This is a genomic window from Microbulbifer sp. ARAS458-1 (assembly GCF_045348205.1).
Taxonomy (GTDB): domain Bacteria; phylum Pseudomonadota; class Gammaproteobacteria; order Pseudomonadales; family Cellvibrionaceae; genus Microbulbifer.
Genome location: NZ_CP155838.1, coordinates 2,897,715 through 2,916,304, shown reverse-complemented (window position 1 = coordinate 2,916,304; position 18,590 = coordinate 2,897,715). Strand labels below are relative to the sequence as shown.

Below are 18,590 nucleotides of genomic sequence, written 5' to 3'. Positions count from 1 at the left end.
TTTGGCTCCGCCTGCTGGGCTCGAACCAGCGACCCAATGATTAACAGTCATTTGCTCTACCAACTGAGCTAAGGCGGAACTGCCTGATCGGTCTTGCAAATGCCGTCCCGGTCAGGTGGCGCGTATCTTATAGAGCACCCCAAACCAGGTCAACCCTTTTACCTAAAAATAAGCCTTTGATTTTGCAGTGTTTATTTTCTCGCCGCCCCGTTCAAACTAAGACCTGATTTGTCCCGCACCGGGGTGTGCGCCTACAATTTCCCACCCCGGAGTGCCGGGCGTGAAGCGAAACCGGAGTGGTAGTTGGTCAATGGAAACCCGTCCTTTTGAAGTTGCCAGTAAATACGAGCCCGCAGGGGATCAGCCAGCCGCCATCGAGGCGCTTGTTGAGGGGGTGGGAGATGGTCTGGCGCACCAGACTCTGCTGGGGGTAACCGGCTCCGGCAAGACCTTTACCATGGCCAATGTCATTGCGCGCCTGCAGCGCCCGGCCATCGTCATGGCGCACAATAAGACCCTGGCAGCTCAGTTGTATGGTGAGCTCAAGGAGTTTTTCCCGCGCAACGCGGTGGAGTATTTCGTTTCCTACTACGACTACTACCAGCCGGAAGCCTATGTGCCGTCGTCGGATACCTTTATTGAGAAGGATGCCTCGGTCAACGAGCACATCGAGCAGATGCGCCTCTCTGCCACCAAGGCGCTGATCGAGCGCAAAGACGTGATTGTGGTGGCGACAGTATCGGCCATCTATGGTCTGGGTGATCCGGACAAGTACCTCAAAATGGTGCTGCATCTGGATCGTGGGGATATCGTCGATCAGCGCACGATTCTGCGTCGTCTCGCCGAGCTACAGTACACCCGCAACGATGCGGATTTCCGCCGTGCTACTTACAGAGTGCGCGGGGATGTCATCGACATCTATCCCGCGGACTCGGATCTGGAGGCGGTGCGCCTCTCTCTGTTCGATGAGGAAATCGAAGAGATTACCCTGTTCGACCCGCTCACCGGGGAGGTGCTACAGAAAGTTCCGCGCATCACCATTTTCCCGAAGTCCCATTACGTGACCCCGCGCGAGACCATTGTCGACGCCATCGACCAGATTAAAGAGGAGTTGAAAGAGCGTCTCGAGCAGATGCGGGAGAACAACAAGTTGCTGGAGGCCCAGCGACTGGAGCAGCGCACCCGCTACGATCTGGAGATGATGCAGGAGCTGGGTTACTGCAACGGTGTGGAGAATTACTCCCGCTATCTGTCCGGGCGCGACCCCGGCCAGCCCCCGCCCACCCTGTTCGATTATCTGCCCCACGATGCGCTGCTGTTTATCGACGAAAGTCACGTGACCGTGCCGCAAATCGGCGGTATGTACCGCGGCGACCGCTCCCGCAAGGAAACCCTGGTGGAATACGGTTTCCGTCTGCCATCGGCGCTGGATAACCGGCCGCTAAAGTTTGAAGAGTGGGAGAATCTGTCGCCGCAGACGATTTTCGTGTCGGCCACCCCGGGTAAGTATGAGCAGGAACATGCCGGCGCGGTGGTAGAGCAGGTGGTGCGTCCCACCGGCCTGGTGGATCCGGAAGTCGAGATTCGTCCGGCGGCGACCCAGGTGGACGATACCCTGTCGGAAATTCACCGCTGTGTGGACAAGGATCAGCGCGTGCTGATTACCGTTTTGACCAAGCGCATGGCGGAAGATCTGACCGAATACCTCCAGGAACACGGCGTGCGAGTGCGCTATCTGCACTCGGATATCGATACCGTGGAGCGGGTAGAGATCATCCGCGATCTGCGCATCGGTGAGTTCGATGTGTTGGTGGGGATCAACTTGCTGCGGGAGGGGCTGGACATGCCTGAGGTGTCTCTGGTTGCCATCTTCGATGCGGACAAGGAAGGCTTTTTGCGCTCAGATCGCTCGCTGATCCAGACTATCGGTCGCGCCGCGCGTAACCTGGAGGGCAGGGCGATTCTGTACGCCGATAAAGTCACGGATTCCATGAAGCGCGCGCTGGAGGAGACGGAGCGCCGCCGCGAAAAACAGCTGGCACACAACGCGGAACACGGCATTACCCCCAAAGGCATCCGCAAGAGTGTCGCCGATATCATGGAGGGCGCCATCGCTCCCGGGGTGCCCAAATCACGCCGTAAAGTGGCTGAGAAGGGTGCTGCCTACAAGGCCGATCAGAAGCCGCTTACCGATCAGCAGCGCTGGGCGCGCATCGAAGAACTCGAGGAGCAGATGTACAACCACGCCAAAAACCTGGAGTTCGAGGCCGCCGCCAAGCTGCGCGATGAAATCACCAGGCTTAAAGAGGCGGCGCCGTAAGGTGTTGGTTGCTAGTTCGTCTGATTGGTTGCGGGCGCAGCCTTGGGTTGTGTTGGTTGCTTCACCGGCTGCTTCACTGGTTGTTTCAATAGCAGCAGGCTGCCGATAATCACCACCATGCCGAACAGGTGGATCGTGGTAAAGGGTTCCCCCAGTACCAGTGCGGCAGCAATCAGTGTCACCACCGGGCCGGATGTGCCAATGGCGCCGGTCGTCGCGGAGCCGATCTGCAGGATCGCCGCGCTCATCATTAACGACGGAATCACCGTGCACAGAAACGCGACCGCCAGCGCATAGCTGTAAACCGGCCACGGTTGTTGCAGGCGCGACCAGTCCCCCTGGATTGCAAAATGCACCGCAATCGCGGCGCTTGCGGCCATCATGGCCAGGGCGGTGAACTGCCGGCTTCCTAGTGTCTGGATCACTTTCTCGCTGAAGGCCACATAGAGTGAAAAGCTGAGTGCACTGCCGAAGGTCAGAAGCGCGCCCCAGCTCACGCCCTCAAGGTTTACCCAGGATGGGGTTGGCACCCCGGTACTGAAATCCTGGTCCTGCCAGTAAATCAACAGAATCCCCCCGTAGGCGCCCGCCAGGCACAGCAGCTGCCGGGGTGAAGCGGATTTCCCCAGAAACAGCCAGCCGAGGATCAGTACCAGGGTGGGGTACAGGTAAATGATCAGGCGCTCGAAGTTCGCGCTGATATAGCGCAGCCCCTGCAGGTCGAGAAAGCTCGCCAGGTAATAGCTGCAGAGCCCCAGAGCGACGGTAATCAGCAGGTTGCGTCCGCTCACCGGTTGCCACTGTCCTCGCTGGTGTAGCAAAAGCAGAATGGCGATGTAAAACGGCAGTGCCAGGGCCATGCGCAGGAGAATAAAAGTCTCCACATCGACGCCATAGCGGTAGGCCAGTTTGATAAAGATCGCCTTAATGGAGAAGAGGGCGGCGGCGCCCAGTGCCAGCAGAAATCCACTGCGGCTGATATTGCTGTCAGTGGCGATGTCGGTAGGTGAGGTGCTCATGAAGTCCTTTAAATACTATGGCAGGAGACCGGTCGGACACGGTTGCGGTCTCGGCGCTGCATCCTGCAGCCGGGCCACGATACCCCAAGTGCTTGATTGGCGGAAATTTTTTCTGATTTCGGCAGTTGAAAAGCAAAAAAGCTGGTGCTAAAGTTCGCGTCCTCTGCAGCGGGGCCCATATCAAATGGCGTTCCGGTTGCCAGTCTTTAGACCCGTAGCTCAGTTGGTTAGAGCGCTGCCTTGACATGGCAGAGGTCAGCAGTTCGAGTCTGCTCGGGTCTACCATTTTCTCGCGAGTTCTTTCTCCTATCCTGATCTAGCTCGCACCGGGCCAAAGCCCACTCTTCACACACTGTGAATCACGCGGTCTTTCGTAGGGATCGCCACTGAAACAAAAGGAAGAACAATGCCTGTTGTTACCCTCCCTGACGGTTCCCGTCGCGAATTCTCCAACCCTGTTTCCGTATTCGACGTTGCCAATGATATTGGTCCCGGCCTGGCGAAAGCTGCCCTGGCGGGTGTTGTCGACGGCAAGGAAGTGGACACCAGTTTTGTGATTGATCACGATGCCGACCTGGCCATCGTGACCGATCGCCAGCCGGAAGGCCTGGAAATCATTCGTCACTCCACCGCACACCTGCTGGCCCAGGCGGTCAAGCAGCTGTACCCCGGTGCTCAGGTCACCATCGGCCCGGTGATCGAAGACGGCTTCTATTACGATTTCGCCTACGAGCGGCAATTTACCCCGGAAGATCTGGAAAAGATCGAGAAGCGCATGGAAGAGCTGGCCAAGGAAGATATTCCGGTCAGCCGTCGCCTGCTGCCCCGGGATGACGCGGTCAAATACTTCCGTGAGATGGGGGAAGAATACAAGGCGGAAATTATCGCCAGCATTCCCACCAACGAAGATATCTCCCTGTATCGCCAGGGCGACTTTGAAGACCTGTGTCGCGGCCCGCACGTGCCGTCTACCGGCAAGCTGAAGGCCTTCAAACTGACCAAAGTGGCCGGCGCTTACTGGCGTGGCGATGCCAAAAACGAAATGCTGACCCGTGTTTACGGTACCGCCTGGGCCAACAAGAAAGAGCTCAAGGCGTATCTGCACCGTATCGCGGAAGCGGAAAAGCGCGACCACCGCAAGCTGGCGAAGAAGTTTGACCTGTTCCATATTCAGGAAGAAGCGCCGGGCATGGTGTTCTGGCACCCCAACGGTTGGACGGTATACAGCACCGTTGAGCAGTACATGCGTGAGCGCCAGCGCGAGCGCGGCTACAAAGAGATCAAGACCCCGCAACTGGTGGATTTCTCCCTGTGGCAGAAATCCGGTCACGCCGACAAGTTCGGCGACGACATGTTCACACTGACCAGCGAAGAGCGTCAGTTCGCCATCAAGCCCATGAACTGCCCCTGTCACGTGCAGGTGTTCAATCAGGGCCTGCGCAGCTACCGCGATCTGCCCCTGCGACTGGCGGAGTTCGGCTCCTGTCACCGCAGCGAACCCTCCGGTTCCCTGCACGGCCTGATGCGTGTGCGCGGTTTTGTGCAGGACGATGGCCACATCTTCTGTACCGAAGATCAGATTCAGTCCGAAGTGTCCGAGTTCATGGACCTGCTGCACGCTGTCTATAAAGACTTCGGCTTCGAGGAAGTGATCTATCGTTTATCTACCCGTCCGGAACAGCGCGTCGGCTCTGACGAAAGCTGGGACAAGGCGGAGAAAGCCCTGGCGGATGCCCTGAATGCGGCGGACCTGCCGTGGGAAGAGCTGCCGGGTGAGGGTGCCTTCTACGGGCCCAAGATCGAATTCTCCCTGAAAGACTGCCTCGGCCGTGTATGGCAGTGCGGCACCATTCAGGTGGACTTCTCCATGCCGGGCCGCCTGGACGCCCAGTATGTGGCGGAAGATGGTTCCCGTCAGACCCCGGTAATGCTGCACCGTGCGACCCTTGGGTCATTCGAACGCTTTATCGGTATTCTGATCGAAAACTACGAGGGCGCCTTCCCGACCTGGTTGGCCCCGCAGCAGGTGGCGGTGCTGAATATCACCGATCGCCAGTCCGAGTACTGCAAAAACCTCGAGTCCAAGCTGGGTGCAGAAGGTTTCCGCGCCGCTGCCGACTTGAGAAACGAGAAGATCGGCTTTAAAATCCGCGAGCACACGCTTCAGCGTGTACCTTATCTGCTGGTAATCGGCGATAAGGAAGTGGAAAACCAGACGGTCGCCGTGCGGACACGTAGCGGTGAGGACCTCGGAACCATGACTTACGAGTCTTTCCTTGAGCTCCTCCGCCAGGATGTGGATCGCCGCGGCCGTTCGTCTATTGAGGGCGCAGCTGAATAAGTGCCCAGTAGACTTTTATTAATTACCGGAGACGAGTGTTATTAAACGAGATATGAAAGGAAAGTCCAAAAAGGCCCGCATCAATGATCAGATCGAAGCATCGCAACTGCGACTGATCGGTGCGGATGGTGAACAGGTAGGTATTGTTTCTCTGGAAGAGGCGCTGGAACACGCGCAGAAAGCCAGCCTGGATCTCGTTGAAATCGCCTCGGACTCCGACCCCATCGTCTGTAAAATCATGGACTATGGCAAGCACGTATTTGAGGCCAAGAAGGCTAAAAATGCGGCTAAGAAGAAACAGAAGCAGCAGCAGATCAAGGAAATGAAGTTCCGTCCCGGTACCGATATCGGCGACTACCAGATCAAGCTGCGCAACCTGACCCGCTTCCTGGAAGCCGGGGACAAGGCGAAAGTATCCCTGCGCTTCCGCGGCCGTGAAATGGCCCACCAGGAGCTGGGGATGGAAATGATGCAGCGTATCGAGAAAGATCTCGAGGAGCTGGGTACTGTGGAGCAGCGGCCGAAGATGGAAGGCCGTCAGATGATCATGGTCATCGCGCCCAGTAAAAAGAAAAAGTAAGGCGCAGGGTTCACTCTGCACCTTCTTTTCGGGAAGTGATCGGGCGACGGCTGCCTTCTCACTCCCGCACAGTTACAGGCCTCGGCCTGTAGCCAATTAAACAAGCCCATTCGTGGGTCATTATTTACTTTGGAGTACAAAATGCCGAAAGCAAAAGTACACAGTGGCGCTGCCAAGCGCTTCAAGAAGACGGCTTCGGGCTACAAGCACAAGCACGCCAACAAGAGCCACATCCTCACCAAGATGACCACCAAGCGTAAGCGTCAGCTGCGCGGCACCAACACTTTGAACAAGTCTGATGCCACCCTGGTCGATCGCATGCTGCGCGCCAAGTAATTGGCTGCACACGTAAGTTTTTAAGAGGATATTGATATGGCCCGTGTAAAACGTGGTGTAGTGGCGCGTCGCAGTCACAAGAAAATTCTGAAGCAGGCTAAAGGTTACTACGGTGCGCGTTCTCGCGTATTCCGCGTAGCCAAGCAGGCAGTCATCAAAGCTGGTCAGTACGCTTACCGCGACCGTCGCGTTAAGAAGCGTAACTTCCGCGCTCTGTGGATCACGCGTATCAACGCCCAGTCCCGCGCTGAAGGCCTGAGCTACAGCCGACTGATTGCTGGCCTGAAGAAGGCGGATATCGCTCTGGATCGCCGTGTTCTGGCTGATCTGGCGGTATACGACAAAGCCGCTTTTGCTGCCGTAGTTGAAAAAGCCAAGGCAGCCCTGGCAGCTTAATTAGCGCCTGCAGAATAAATCGGCCCGCGAGGGCGGATTTGTGCTTTAAAAATAGGGAAGGGCTGTTTGGCTCTTCCCTATTTTTTTATCTGTAATGTCTATACAGAACAAATTTATGACGCGGTGGACTGCTATTATCCGCTGCGGAAAATAAGTACTCATTGTCACTCATCGATCAGAACGAGTCAGAGCGAGCGAATAGCGAGCCTTAAGCGAGATAGTATCAATGCAAGAATTGCAGTCCCTCACCGAGCAGGCGCTGGCGCTGGTAGAAAAGGCCGGCGACCTCGCCGCACTGGACCAGGTGCGGGTAGATTACCTGGGTAAGAAAGGCCAGATCACCGCACTGCTGAAAGGTCTGGGCAAGCTCTCTGCGGAAGAGCGTCCCGCGGCGGGAGCCAAAATCAACGAAGCCAAGCAGCAGGTGCAGGACGCGATCAATGCGCGCCGTACCGCGATGGAAAAAGCCGCCATCGAAGAAAAGCTGGCCAAAGAGACCATCGACGTCACCCTGCCGGGCCGCGGTGAAGATCACGGCAGCATGCACCCCATCACCCGTACCCTGCGTCGCATTGAAGAGATCTTCCAGCGCCTCGGCTTCTCCGTCGAACAGGGCCCGGAAGTGGAGGGCGACTACTACAACTTTGAAGCCCTGAATATTCCCGCCCACCACCCGGCGCGGGCCATGCACGACACCTTCTATATCGATCCGTCCACGGTACTGCGCACGCACACGTCCTCCGTGCAGATCCGCACCATGGAAAAAACCAATCCGCCCTTGCGCATTATCTGCCCGGGCCGCGTGTACCGTTGCGATTCCGACGTTACCCACTCGCCCATGTTCCACCAGGTGGAAGGCCTGGTGATCGACGAAGGCGTGAGCTTCGCGCACCTGAAAGGCTGTATCGACCAGTTCCTCAAGGCCTTCTTTGAAGCGGACGTACCGGTGCGTTTCCGCCCTTCCTATTTCCCGTTCACCGAGCCGTCTGCGGAAGCGGATATCCAGTGCACCAACTGTGGCGGTGAGGGCTGCCGCGTGTGTTCCGGCACTGGCTGGCTGGAAATTCTCGGCTGCGGCATGGTGCACCCCAACGTCTTCGCCTCCTGCGATATCGACAGCGAAAAATACTCCGGCTTTGCCTTCGGCCTCGGCGTCGAGCGCATGGCCATGCTGCGTTACGGCGTAAACGACCTGCGCCTGTTCTTCGACAACGACCTGCGTTTCCTCAAGCAGTTCTAAATCGAATCCAATTTATTGGGAGCCCACTGTGTGGGTGAACCGCGCAAAGCGCGCAAGAAACAAATAGCTAGAGATCAGATATGAAATTCAGCAACGCCTGGTTACGGGAGTGGGTAAACCCGGACCTGACAGCACAGCAGCTGGCCGACCAGATCACCATGGCGGGCCTGGAAGTGGACGCCGTAGAGCCAGTAGCCGGCGCATTTTCCGGTGTGGTCGTGGGTGAAATCGTCGCCTGTGAACAGCATCCGGACGCCGACAAACTGCGCGTCTGTAAAGTAAAAGGCCACCCGGAAGGGGAGATGCAGGTGGTCTGCGGCGCACCCAATGCGCGCACCGGCATCAAGATTCCTTTCGCTTTAGTGGGCGCCAAGCTGCCCGGCGATTTCAAAATCAAAAAAGCCAAACTGCGCGGCGTCGAGAGCTTCGGCATGCTGTGTGCCCAGACCGAACTGGAACTGGGTGACGACAACGACGGTATCTGGGAGCTGCCAGAAGACGCCGTTACCGGCACCGACCTGCGCGAATACCTGCAGCTGGACGACAGCACCATCGAGGTCGACCTGACCCCGAACCGTTCCGACTGCCTCGGCGTGGCCGGTATCGCCCGTGAAGTGGGTGTACTGAACCGTTGTGAAGTCACCCCGCCGGCCATCGAGGCGGTTGCCCCGGTCATCGACGACAGCCTGCAGGTATCCCTGCTCGCCGAAGACGCCTGTCCGCGCTACGTCGGCCGTGTGATCCGCAACATCAATATCGACGCAGAAACCCCGCTGTGGATGCAGGAGCGCCTGCGTCGCAGTGGTGTGCGCAGCATTGATCCGGTGGTGGATGTCACCAACTATGTTCTGCTGGAACTGGGCCAGCCCATGCATGCCTTCGACCTCGCCAAACTGAGCGGCGGCATCAAGGTGCGTATGGCGGAGCAGGGCGAAAAGCTCACCCTGCTGGACGAGCAGGAAGTGGAACTGAAAGCCGACACCCTGCTGATTGCCGACGAGAAAGGCCCACTGGCCATTGCCGGCATCATGGGTGGACTGGATTCCTCCGTCACCAAGGCCACCAACGACATCTTCCTGGAAAGCGCCTATTTCAGCCCGCTGGCCATTGCCGGTAAAGCCCGTTCCTACGGCCTGCACACAGATTCCTCCCACCGCTTCGAGCGCGGCGTGGATTACCGCCTGCAGGAAAAAGCCATTGAGCGCGCCACCCAGCTCCTGCTGGAAATCGTCGGCGGTGAGCCGGGCCCGGTACACCTGCGTGAAGTGACCGAAGCCATGCCGGCGGAGCGCAATATCACCCTGCGCCGCCAGCGTGTAAGCGGTGGTCTCGGTATCGAAATGAGCGATGCCGAGATCGTCGAGATCATCACCCGCCTGGGCCTGGAAAAGATCGCCGAAGACGCCGAAGGCTGGACCTTCCTGGTGCCCAGCTTCCGTTTCGATATCGCCATCGAATCCGATCTGCTGGAAGAACTGGCACGCGTATACGGCTACAACCGTATTCCCAGTGTCGCCTTGAAAGCGTCTCTGGATATTGTGCCGCGCGCCGAAGCCAGTGTGGCCCAGTCCCGTCTGGAGCAGACCCTGCTGTCCCGCGGCTATCAAGAGGCCATCACCTTCAGCTTTATCGACCGCGATGCCTCCGCCAAATTCGACCCGGAAGTAGAGCCTGTAGCCCTGCAGAACCCCATCAGCGCAGATCTCTCCGTCATGCGCACCACGCTGATGCCGGGCCTGGTCAAAGCCCTGCAGTACAACCTCAACCGCCAGCAGGACCGCCTGCGCCTGTTTGAAACCGGCCTGCGTTTCGTGCCCGGCAAAGAGGGTGAGGCACTGCAACAGGAGCGTATGCTCGCCGGTCTGATCTACGGTACCCGTCAGCCGGAAGGCTGGACCGGCTCCAAAGACCTGGTGGACTTCTATGACATCAAAGCGGATGTGGAAGCGCTGCTGAGCCACTTCGAGGCAGAGGGCGAATTCACCTTCGTTCCCGCCAGGCACTCCGCTCTGCACCCCGGCCAGTGCGCCGAGCTGCAGCGCAACGGCAAGCCCGTTGGCGTACTGGGCGCACTGCACCCGGAACTGCAAAAAGCCTACGACCTGCCAAAAGGTGCCTTCCTGTTTGAGCTGAGCCTGGACGGGCTGGGGCAGGCGGTCATTCCTGCCTTTACTCCACTGTCCAAATTCCCCGAGGTGCGCCGCGATCTGGCCATACTGGCAGACGTGGACACTCCGGTCGGCCAGCTGGCTGAATCGGCGGTCACTGCCGCTGGTGAATTTTTGACTGACTTCAATATTTTTGACGTCTATCAGGGCAAAGGCATTGATTTTAATAGAAAAAGTGTCGCCATGGGCTTGACCTTTCAGCATCCCTCGCGCACCCTTAACGACGAAGAAATCAATGCCGCCGTGCAAGCGGTTGTTTCTGAACTAGAACAAAAATACAACGCCAGCCTGCGCTGATTCGGAAATCGCTCCGGGATACGCAGACTGACGCGCGTATCCCGAGAGCGTCTGCCTCCGGGTTCCAAGCCAACGCGGTACCAGGCTGAACAACCGGGAGTCGACGCCTCTGAATCTGTTGGGCAGGAACCAATGACAGAGGCACTGACCAAAGCCGGGCTCGCCGAGAAGTTGTACGAAGAGCTGGGTTTCAACAAGCGCGAAGCCAAAGAAATCGTCGAATATTTCTTCGAGGAAATCCGCAACGCCCTTGAAAATAACGAGCAGGTCAAACTGTCGGGGTTTGGCAATTTCGATCTGCGTGACAAAAGCCAGCGCCCGGGACGGAACCCCAAGACTGGCGAAGAAATCCCCATTTCCGCGAGAAGGGTAGTCACCTTCAAGCCGGGGCAAAAACTCAAGGCACGAGTAGAAGAAGATGCTGGAAGCGAGTCATAACAGCGAACTCCCTGTAATCCCGGGGAAACGCTATTTCACCATCGGTGAGGTCAGCGAGCTGTGTGCTGTCAAACCTCACGTACTGCGCTACTGGGAACAGGAATTCCCGCAGCTCAGCCCGGTCAAACGTCGCGGCAACCGCCGTTACTACCAACACCAGGATGTCATCCTCATCCGCCAGATCCGCGCGCTCCTGTACGAAGAGGGCTACACCATTGGCGGCGCACGCCTGCAGATGGAAAGCGGCAGCTCCGAAAAAGTGCAGACCGTACAGCTGAACCAGGTGATCCCACAGATGATCGCTGAACTGGAAGGTGTGCTGGAACTGCTGGAAGCGGAAGCCTGATCTAACCTGAGTCAAAAAGGCGCAAAACGGGCTTGCATTCCCACCGTACTTCGGTATGATTTGCGCCTCATCGCCAAGCGATGCCCCTTATAAATCAAGCACTTACGTAACTTTTACCCCGCTTGATTTACTCTTATCGGAGTGTAGCGCAGCCTGGTAGCGCACCACACTGGGGGTGTGGTGGTCGTCGGTTCAAATCCGGCCACTCCGACCATATAACCGTTGTAAATCAACGGCTTAGAAGCCCGCCACTTGAGCGGGCTTTTTTGTGTCTCAAATTTAAGTCCATATTAAATCCAGGGATAAAGATCAGCCTTGCTGAGGTGAGTAACCCAGCGGGTGGGGTAGAGCACTTTAGGGTAGTGACCACTACACCCCGACAAGCAGATCTTAAACTCAGTCTCTAAAAGAATTCCCGCATATTCGGGGATTTTTTTGATTTTTAATTGTGGGGAGTTTGATCAGAAGATCCTTCACCGCGAAATTTTTCCCGATAAGCCCCGGGGGCCAACCCCGTCCATTTATTAAACGCGCGGTTAAAGGCGCTGGGCTCAGAAAAGCACCGGCGCTCCGCTATTTCCGCCAGTAAGGGAGCAAGAAAGACTGGTATTATGTGCTAAGAATTTGGAGGTCGTTTGGCGCGGCCAGGGTTTGCCAGCACGAGAGGTGCTGGCAAAGATATTGAGTGTGAAATTGAAATAGGTGCGCGCTGGGTGCACACTTTTCAATCTCAGTCTCAACAGGCAATTACAGTCCCAGAAGAGCACGAATACCGGGCATATAGCCAAATTCGTAGCCGTCGGCCGTGGGGTGAGCAATATTGCCAATTTGCGGCCAGTAGTTGCGGGTATGACTGAGGTAAGAGCTGCTTGAGCAAATGTCATGTCCGGAGAAATAAGGGCTTGGATCTACAAACTGAAAGCCTTTGGCATAAGCTGCCGTTGCGATTCGATAGTTCAAATTGTCAACGACGGAGTTCAATCCTTTTTGGTTTGTTCTCGACAACAGGTTGGCGTTCCAGCACCAATAGCTGCCATTGGCTTTAAAAGGGCGCGCATAACCGGTCACAATCACTGCCGCATTGGGTGCGCTCTCACTAATCGCCGAAAACAAAGTGTCGAGCATAGCGGGCAAATCGTTGGCAATTTTGCCCTGTGATGTATTGAGTTCATTGGCGCAGGCCGACTGGCCGTAACTGATGAGGCAATCGAGAACCAGCCAGATAAACCCAACATCATTTCCGCCAATAGTGAGTGTGACCAAATCCGTATCTGCACTGAGTGCCTGGAGCTGGCCCTCATACACGCTGGGGACACCAATGCCGGTATCGAAAGCGCCGCTAACTAGCGTCCTGGCGCCGCCACAGGCTTGAAAACCAAAGTTAATTTCCAAACCGGCTGCGCCCAACTCGCCAGCAAGAAGCGTGGGGTAGCCTTTGTCGGTCTGTGGGCAAGATTGATTGTAGGATAGGCCCAGTTCACCAACGCCCGAGGCGTAAGAGTCACCCAGGGCTACGTAATCTATGGGGTCTGCGAATGCGGAAGTATTAAAAAAAGCTGAGACGAAGAGAGCGGTACAGATACCGCGCAGGGGTTTGATCGCTGAAACAATCATGGCGATGCTCCTATTTATTGCTATTAAGATTGGAGTGCCTACTGCTTTGGCCAGTTTGGCCAAGTGCGGAGCTAATGCTGGGCCTCAAAGTTGTGCTTGTCAATAGATTGCCAGCGCTTAACTTCTTATTTGCTTTGTGTTTCAGAGTTTTGGAGTTGGAGCAGAGTTTTAGGAGATGAGCCAGATGTTGGCAGCCCATAGCCCCTCTAGACCTGATGCGGCGGCTAAAACCTTTCGTAGATGCACGCTATAAAAACACAGAGGATTTTGCCGAAAGTTTGATGGGGCCTGAAAATTCGCCGGATTCTAACAGCAAACTGGCCTACACCTTAATTTGCCGGTGCAATGCGGAGGCCATAACTGAATCACATACCCCTGTGCCTGAGCAGGGTTGGGGTTGGGGATTAAGGCGCTTGAAAAAAATCGGGTATGGTTGCCGGATGAAGGTGCTATCGCTAAGAAAAAAGGCCCGCGGAAACCTGGTTTCAAGTTCCGCGGGCCTGATTCACACCTTAACGATTACGAGAAGGGAAGAAAGGCAAAAAGTTATTTGTGTCGAAGACAGGTACAAAATCACCAAGTCGTACAAATGGGATTTTAAGCACGGATTGTCTTGTATTGCGATAGGGAATATCCACAAAGAAAATCCCGTCGGTTAAAGGGTTTATGCGCTCGTAGTGGAGACCCTGAGTATCAATGGCCAGCCGTACTGTATGTCCTTCCGGCACATTGTAACTGGTAGTAAAGAAGTCCACTTCAATCTTTTGTCTCACGTGTGGAGTGACGTTGTGGAGCGAAACGGGCACGTGAGAAATCAGAAACCCTCTCCCCTCCTGCTCTGGGTCTACGTGGAACAGATATGCATGGAGCTGAATATTTCGCGCCCTAGGCGTGACAAACAGCTTGAGATTGGGGTTGCCGCGGATGCGTAACAGCGAGTCCATAGGCGTCGTTTCATATTGAATCCCGCGTATAGTACTCATTTCATCTAGCGGCAGTGATGTGATGCTCCGAATGCCGTACATCTCGAGGACTTCTGAGATGATTGGCACACCGCCGGTTTCGGCAATGGTATTGGCGCCACTGCCAAAAGTGTTGATGTCGGGAGCGCCCAGATAGCGAGTAGGAGACAGTGACCCTTTTCCATCTTCTTGTCTGGGATGCAAGTAAAACTTCTTATTTCGGTTGGGGAGCTTATCGTAGCCCTCGCGGGGGCGGCTGTCTTCCCATCTTCTTTCAATAACGATCTCTTTCTCACGGTCTACGCCGTTATCCATGCCCAGCAAGTGGTGATCAAACCAGCGGAAGGCGTTTTCCCAGATATATTCAGCGTTTGGGCCGATCCCGGGGGCAGCTTCCATGGCTCCGTGCGTGCCGGGCTGTAATAGCAGCTTCTTGGGCCCTTGGAATTTCGAGAACAGTTCAGCCACTCGATTGGGCTTAAATAGATAGTCGCCATAGCCGTGCGCAAAGAGCGTGGGGACCTTCCGCGCATTGAGCTCATCGATCCTGTTAATGGGGGAGCGCAATTCTAAAAATGCGTCCACTTCGTCAAGGTTTTCATGGTTGCGGATGTTGTCCCACAATTCCTGGACTTCCGGTATTCTACGCTCAGACAATAGCAGCAATTGGCCCCAGACACAGTTTACCGTGTCATTGGGGTACAGGTCGTAGCGTAGGTCCGCCCAACCCGACATCGAAGCCGCCGCTTCAATCCGCGGGTCTTCTATAGATCCCAGCAAGGATAGACCGCCGCCATAGGATGTACCGGCAATCCCCACTTTGCTGACTGGGAAATTAGCTTCGACCCAGTCGATCACGCGGGAAATATCCATTCGAGTGGCAGCCCCGGCAACGTCGGCCTCACCACCGCTGCTCTTAAAGCCCCGGTTTGCGTAAGCGATGACAAGATAGCCCCTTTCTTTGAGCCTCTGTGCCCAGGTGTCATATTGGTTTTTGTCCTGTCCCCAGCCGCCGGGCATTACGATTAGAGGGTAGCCGCCTGCGGGTTCCGGCCCCTCAGGTATGAAAACGTGCGCCGCGAGTTCAAAGTCCTCAACGGGGTCTTCAACGGGGATGAGTACATCCAAATCCGGCTGGATTTGATCACCCGGATCGCTTTCCATAAGGCCCGAATCAAAAATGTTAAATATTGCTGATCCCGACGGATCGTCGGGAGTGCATCTAAATAATTCTGGGTCTATTGCGGGTTGCGCTATCGCTGGTATCGAAAGCGGGACAGTTAACGCCACACTTAGCGTTAACTTTAACCACGGAAGAGGTTTCATGATCGCTCCTTGAGATTGAATGTTTGGCAATTTATGTGTCGAGGACAGTAGAGTCATTTCTGCCAGCCTCTTTTCTAAATTTAGCTTTAATGCCAAATTTTTCTCAAAAAATAGGAAATTTTTCTAAAGAAATGGCGCGGCGTGGAAAATATTTACTGTTAGGGTTGCTTTAGGTTTGGGGTGCTGGGCGGGGGAGTTGGTTGCCGGCAGAGCCGGTCATTTTTTTGTCGGCATTGCGCAGACAGTAAATCGGCTAGATCCAGTGCGCGAACGGATTGCACTGCACTAAGTATTGGTTAATTTATTTCTAAGTGGCGCTCAATTTGGTCGAACTTTCCGCCATTATTGGGGTTGGTCTAAATTGGGCAATCGAATTTCCAATGGGACGTTAGAAGTCGATTACACTTCTAATCTGGATCGTGGTTGAAATCCGAGTTTACCAATGACTGCAGTGAAGCGGGTCATAGCGTCCATTCTGCGGGCGGCCGTCAGAAATGCCGAGACCAAACCGCGCAAGCTATTACCTCTCCACTTGGTGGCTTCCACCGGCGTTGTGGCTGGGTGGTTGGCGATCAATTTTTTGGCTTACGGCGCCTCAGTTTTCACTTCGAGTGGTGGTGATGTGCTGCTGGTGCAGCGGGCGGCCATCCCGGGTAGCGCTGCAAGCGCTGGGCTTCCCGATACGCCTTTTTTTGGCCGCGCGCAGGCGGAGGCTCAGAATCAGCGGGTGGTAAATCTGGAAAATATTCCAGTTACCCAATTGCAATTGGTGCTTTCCGGTGTCTTGGGCAATAGCTCTGGTGCGCAGGGTAGCGCACTGATTGCAGAAAAGGGAAAGCCAGCGCAGCGCTATTATGTGGGGGACCAATTGCCCGGCGGTGCGGAAGTCTATAAAGTGGCGGTGGATCACATTGTGTTGAGCCTAGACGGCAAGATGGAAAAGCTCACTTATCCGGATGAGGATGGCCGCCCCAATGTCCCCCTCCCAAAAGATCTGGCCCATCGTTCGTATCAAAAAGAGCGGGAAGTCGTAAAGTCCGTAGAGGCTATTATGAAAAGCGACAGCAGCCCGGCCCAAAAACAGCAGTCGATTCTTGAACGTGTGAAAGAGCTCAAAGCAATCGCTAGTCAGCGCAAGGGTGGGGAAAGCAACTGACTAAGCCCTGTTATACCCTAAATTCAGTGTGCCACTACAGTGATCTGAGAGGTTCACGCACCGTTCTGCGAGAGCCTGAGGGTGAGAGCCCCTTGGTCTACTTACCTCTCTTTTTTACTAATGGTAAAGAAATGACACAGAATTCTGAACACTACCTTTATGTGGGCCACATGAGTTCTGGTGTTTAACTATCTGATGGTTTCCGCCGCTCAGTGATAATTTCTTAATAGGCCCGTCACTGGCGGCGGTTGGGGTGAGATGGGTGTGCATTAGCCTTTAAGTCTGATTCTCACGTTTCATTGATTTCTTCAAGAATCTCAATTGCATTTTTCGATGCGGAAAGTGCCCGGGGGAATCCTGAATAAGCTGCGGAATGTAAAATTATTTCAAGAATATCCTCGCGTGTTAATCCGCATCGATATCCAAGTTCTATGTGTGCGCGTAGCGCGTGTTCTGCACCTAGCGCGGTTGTAATGGAAATGGCGATTATTTCACGATCGCGGGTACTCAGATAAGGGCGAGAGTGTAGGTTCCCGTATACAAATTCGATAGACAATTTTTCCAGGTCGGGATTTGAAGGTATGGTTTTTTCGATGCGCTCGTGTAAGTTTGGGATTAGTGAGCTCAAAAAAGACCAGCCTGAATCGAAAGCTGTGTCCTCTTTATGTTTTTGGGATAGATCTAGTTCAGTTGACATTGTGGTATCCTGAGTTAGTTGGATTGCAATGATAATTTTGCTTTTAGAAATGGTTTCCGCTCCTTATCTAATACCGCCAGATCGAAATCAGTTTTATTTGTTCTCCTGCAGGTTAATGTGGGTTTTTCTGATATCTCGCACGTACGTGTGCACCAAAACTTCAGGTCTTTTGCTTGAATCCCTTGTAAATCCTCATACTCCTCTAGGAGGCCGATAAGATTGGAACCAAGTATGGAGATGGGGATTAGTGGGCGCGTGTCGAAGTGACCTGTCACTTCATATTCTTTGTATTCACCTAGAGTTGCTTCAAACCCGCTTTGGTCTTTTAATGGGGCTATATTTTCCAGTCGCCGAGGGTCTTGATATGGATTTTTTATGTTTGTACGGTGCGATTGTAATTTTCCATATGCCTTAAAGAAATTGTCTTCATCTAGCACGTAGTATCGACATTTAAGTCTTGTATATAGCTGTCCATGACATGTCATCAGCTCTACTTCGACGTTCACTGTTCCACTTCTTGATATTTCGTCGACGGCACGAGATATTAGTAGGAACTCATCGCTGTGAGGGAGTAGGTTGCTTGTGTTGCTCCAGCTGAAGTTTCCTTTCGAGGCAAGGTAGTAGTGCTTTCGGATTGCGGGGTTTTTCAATGCGGCTGCTAGTGCACCTTGAAGCGCCATAACTCTAGTGACTTCGGAAATACTGTATGTGCCAGACTCTCCATATCGGTACTGCTCTCTCCTGCATGTGGCAAACACCTGCTCTCCGTCAGTAACTACATTTTCGAGTGATAAATAGGGGGAGGTCTCTGCAATTAAATGCGTGAGATATCGGCCGCACTTACGTTTTAACTCGGTTGTTTTTTTCTCTTCGACTTCTATGTCCATTGCTCAGGTCTCGATTGGTGTTGTCTTTCATTTGAATTAGCGACGAAACGGGTGCGGTCACAGGTATCTGTAGTTGGGCAAAGGAATCGCTTTTTACTCCATTTCCTCAGCTTGTCATCAGAGATCACCTGAGGGAAACAATATTCGCAAAACATTTAATTAAGTAGAAAATAAATTCTTTAATGCGTTAAATGTGAGGAATATTATGGTTTTGACGTGTGTGTCACTGTTTTAATGAATTTTCGCGACAATTTGATTGGTAAGAATTTCACCTTGATCTACTGGAATGTCCGCAATGGGACTTGGGGCAATATTTAACGAAGGCATGGCGTCTGCGGCTTGGAGTGCGAGTAGTTATCAGTATGGCTGGTAGTGCGGCACCGTAGCTCGGTAAGCGCTCAATAAACCCCATCTAAAACTCGGCAACCCTGCCCGGTACGCTTCTGATTTTTAACGATCAGGAGATC

The 18,590-nt window shown here is 54.4% G+C and carries 15 protein-coding genes and 3 tRNA genes; 12 read left to right on the top strand and 6 right to left on the bottom strand.

Translation table 11 applies throughout. The annotated features are described in order from the left end of the window. Window positions 1–2: 2 nt before the first annotated feature. Window positions 3–78, bottom strand: a tRNA-Asn gene (locus AAFH99_RS12095). Between the two features lie 232 nt (window positions 79–310). On the opposite strand from AAFH99_RS12095, the gene uvrB reads away from it, so the two are divergent. Beyond that, the gene (uvrB, locus tag AAFH99_RS12090) at window positions 311–2,320 is read left to right on the top strand and encodes an excinuclease ABC subunit UvrB (RefSeq protein WP_406827865.1); all 2,010 of its coding nucleotides are present in this window, start codon (window positions 311–313) and stop codon (window positions 2,318–2,320) included. A gap of 11 nt (window positions 2,321–2,331) precedes the next feature. On the opposite strand, the gene AAFH99_RS12085 is transcribed toward uvrB, so the two are convergent. Then, on the bottom strand, window positions 2,332–3,339 hold the full coding sequence (locus tag AAFH99_RS12085) for a DMT family transporter (RefSeq protein ID WP_051686851.1): 1,008 nt from the start codon (window positions 3,337–3,339) through the stop codon (window positions 2,332–2,334). A 208-nt stretch (window positions 3,340–3,547) separates the two neighbouring features. Between AAFH99_RS12085 and AAFH99_RS12080 the strand changes: the two genes are divergently transcribed. The 10 genes from AAFH99_RS12080 to AAFH99_RS12035 all read left to right on the top strand — a co-directional run bounded on the left by AAFH99_RS12080 (window position 3,548) and on the right by AAFH99_RS12035 (window position 11,695). Next, window positions 3,548–3,624, top strand: a tRNA-Val gene (locus AAFH99_RS12080). A 121-nt stretch (window positions 3,625–3,745) separates the two neighbouring features. Continuing rightward, window positions 3,746–5,680: a threonine--tRNA ligase gene (thrS, locus tag AAFH99_RS12075; RefSeq protein ID WP_406827864.1), complete on the top strand. Its 1,935-nt coding sequence runs from the start codon at window positions 3,746–3,748 to the stop codon at window positions 5,678–5,680. Window positions 5,681–5,732: 52 nt separating this feature from the next. Beyond that, window positions 5,733–6,260, top strand: a complete 528-nt coding sequence (gene infC / locus AAFH99_RS12070) for a translation initiation factor IF-3 (RefSeq protein ID WP_043315894.1) — start codon at window positions 5,733–5,735, stop codon at window positions 6,258–6,260. A gap of 141 nt (window positions 6,261–6,401) precedes the next feature. Beyond that, the gene (gene rpmI / locus AAFH99_RS12065) at window positions 6,402–6,596 is read left to right on the top strand and encodes a 50S ribosomal protein L35 (protein ID WP_010131383.1); all 195 of its coding nucleotides are present in this window, start codon (window positions 6,402–6,404) and stop codon (window positions 6,594–6,596) included. 36 nt (window positions 6,597–6,632) lie between these two features. Further along, entirely contained in the window at window positions 6,633–6,992 is a 360-nt protein-coding gene (gene rplT, locus AAFH99_RS12060) for a 50S ribosomal protein L20 (RefSeq protein WP_010131381.1), read from the top strand. A gap of 226 nt (window positions 6,993–7,218) precedes the next feature. Next, window positions 7,219–8,232 carry a phenylalanine--tRNA ligase subunit alpha gene (pheS, locus tag AAFH99_RS12055; RefSeq protein WP_043315896.1) on the top strand — a complete coding sequence of 338 codons (1,014 nt, stop codon included), beginning with the start codon at window positions 7,219–7,221 and terminating at the stop codon, window positions 8,230–8,232. An 80-nt stretch (window positions 8,233–8,312) separates the two neighbouring features. Beyond that, the gene (gene pheT, locus AAFH99_RS12050) at window positions 8,313–10,697 is read left to right on the top strand and encodes a phenylalanine--tRNA ligase subunit beta (RefSeq protein WP_406827863.1); all 2,385 of its coding nucleotides are present in this window, start codon (window positions 8,313–8,315) and stop codon (window positions 10,695–10,697) included. Window positions 10,698–10,829: 132 nt separating this feature from the next. After that, the gene (ihfA, locus tag AAFH99_RS12045; protein ID WP_043315900.1) at window positions 10,830–11,135 is read left to right on the top strand and encodes an integration host factor subunit alpha; all 306 of its coding nucleotides are present in this window, start codon (window positions 10,830–10,832) and stop codon (window positions 11,133–11,135) included. Then, complete coding sequence (locus AAFH99_RS12040; protein ID WP_406827862.1) at window positions 11,116–11,481, top strand: MerR family transcriptional regulator; 366 nt, start codon at window positions 11,116–11,118, stop codon at window positions 11,479–11,481. Before ihfA ends, AAFH99_RS12040 begins: the two co-directional genes overlap by 20 nt. 137 nt (window positions 11,482–11,618) lie before the next feature. Further along, window positions 11,619–11,695: transfer RNA gene (locus tag AAFH99_RS12035), tRNA-Pro, on the top strand. Between the two features lie 533 nt (window positions 11,696–12,228). On the opposite strand, the gene AAFH99_RS12030 is transcribed toward AAFH99_RS12035, so the two are convergent. Next, window positions 12,229–13,095, bottom strand: coding sequence for an SGNH/GDSL hydrolase family protein (locus AAFH99_RS12030; RefSeq protein WP_406827861.1), 867 nt, complete (start codon window positions 13,093–13,095; stop codon window positions 12,229–12,231). A 512-nt stretch (window positions 13,096–13,607) separates the two neighbouring features. After that, window positions 13,608–15,383, bottom strand: coding sequence for an alpha/beta fold hydrolase (locus AAFH99_RS12025; protein WP_406827860.1), 1,776 nt, complete (start codon window positions 15,381–15,383; stop codon window positions 13,608–13,610). Between the two features lie 442 nt (window positions 15,384–15,825). Here AAFH99_RS12025 and AAFH99_RS12020 point away from each other — a divergent pair, with 442 nt between their 5' ends. Continuing rightward, complete coding sequence (locus AAFH99_RS12020) at window positions 15,826–16,539, top strand: type II secretion system protein N (RefSeq protein WP_406827859.1); 714 nt, start codon at window positions 15,826–15,828, stop codon at window positions 16,537–16,539. A gap of 289 nt (window positions 16,540–16,828) precedes the next feature. On the opposite strand, the gene AAFH99_RS12015 is transcribed toward AAFH99_RS12020, so the two are convergent. Both AAFH99_RS12015 and AAFH99_RS12010 read right to left on the bottom strand, forming a co-directional pair. After that, window positions 16,829–17,236, bottom strand: a complete 408-nt coding sequence (locus AAFH99_RS12015; RefSeq protein WP_406827858.1) for a carboxymuconolactone decarboxylase family protein — start codon at window positions 17,234–17,236, stop codon at window positions 16,829–16,831. Window positions 17,237–17,250: 14 nt separating this feature from the next. Next, the gene (locus AAFH99_RS12010) at window positions 17,251–18,123 is read right to left on the bottom strand and encodes a hypothetical protein (RefSeq protein ID WP_406827857.1); all 873 of its coding nucleotides are present in this window, start codon (window positions 18,121–18,123) and stop codon (window positions 17,251–17,253) included. Window positions 18,124–18,590: the final 467 nt, after the last annotated feature.

Excerpts from the sequence above, each read along its gene's own strand:
- uvrB (WP_406827865.1), top strand. The coding sequence starts at position 311 with ATGGAAACCCGTCCTTTTGAAGTTGCCAGTAAATACGAGCCCGCAGGG.
- rpmI (WP_010131383.1), top strand. The coding sequence starts at position 6,402 with ATGCCGAAAGCAAAAGTACACAGTGGCGCTGCCAAGCGCTTCAAGAAG.
- AAFH99_RS12015 (WP_406827858.1), bottom strand. The coding sequence starts at position 17,236 with ATGTCAACTGAACTAGATCTATCCCAAAAACATAAAGAGGACACAGCT.
- AAFH99_RS12085 (WP_051686851.1), bottom strand. The coding sequence starts at position 3,339 with ATGAGCACCTCACCTACCGACATCGCCACTGACAGCAATATCAGCCGC.
- pheS (WP_043315896.1), top strand. The coding sequence starts at position 7,219 with ATGCAAGAATTGCAGTCCCTCACCGAGCAGGCGCTGGCGCTGGTAGAA.
- AAFH99_RS12025 (WP_406827860.1), bottom strand. The coding sequence starts at position 15,383 with ATGAAACCTCTTCCGTGGTTAAAGTTAACGCTAAGTGTGGCGTTAACT.
- AAFH99_RS12040 (WP_406827862.1), top strand. The coding sequence starts at position 11,116 with ATGCTGGAAGCGAGTCATAACAGCGAACTCCCTGTAATCCCGGGGAAA.
- thrS (WP_406827864.1), top strand. The coding sequence starts at position 3,746 with ATGCCTGTTGTTACCCTCCCTGACGGTTCCCGTCGCGAATTCTCCAAC.
- rplT (WP_010131381.1), top strand. The coding sequence starts at position 6,633 with ATGGCCCGTGTAAAACGTGGTGTAGTGGCGCGTCGCAGTCACAAGAAA.
- pheT (WP_406827863.1), top strand. The coding sequence starts at position 8,313 with ATGAAATTCAGCAACGCCTGGTTACGGGAGTGGGTAAACCCGGACCTG.
- AAFH99_RS12010 (WP_406827857.1), bottom strand. The coding sequence starts at position 18,123 with ATGGACATAGAAGTCGAAGAGAAAAAAACAACCGAGTTAAAACGTAAG.
- AAFH99_RS12030 (WP_406827861.1), bottom strand. The coding sequence starts at position 13,095 with ATGATTGTTTCAGCGATCAAACCCCTGCGCGGTATCTGTACCGCTCTC.
- infC (WP_043315894.1), top strand. The coding sequence starts at position 5,733 with ATGAAAGGAAAGTCCAAAAAGGCCCGCATCAATGATCAGATCGAAGCA.
- AAFH99_RS12020 (WP_406827859.1), top strand. The coding sequence starts at position 15,826 with ATGACTGCAGTGAAGCGGGTCATAGCGTCCATTCTGCGGGCGGCCGTC.
- ihfA (WP_043315900.1), top strand. The coding sequence starts at position 10,830 with ATGACAGAGGCACTGACCAAAGCCGGGCTCGCCGAGAAGTTGTACGAA.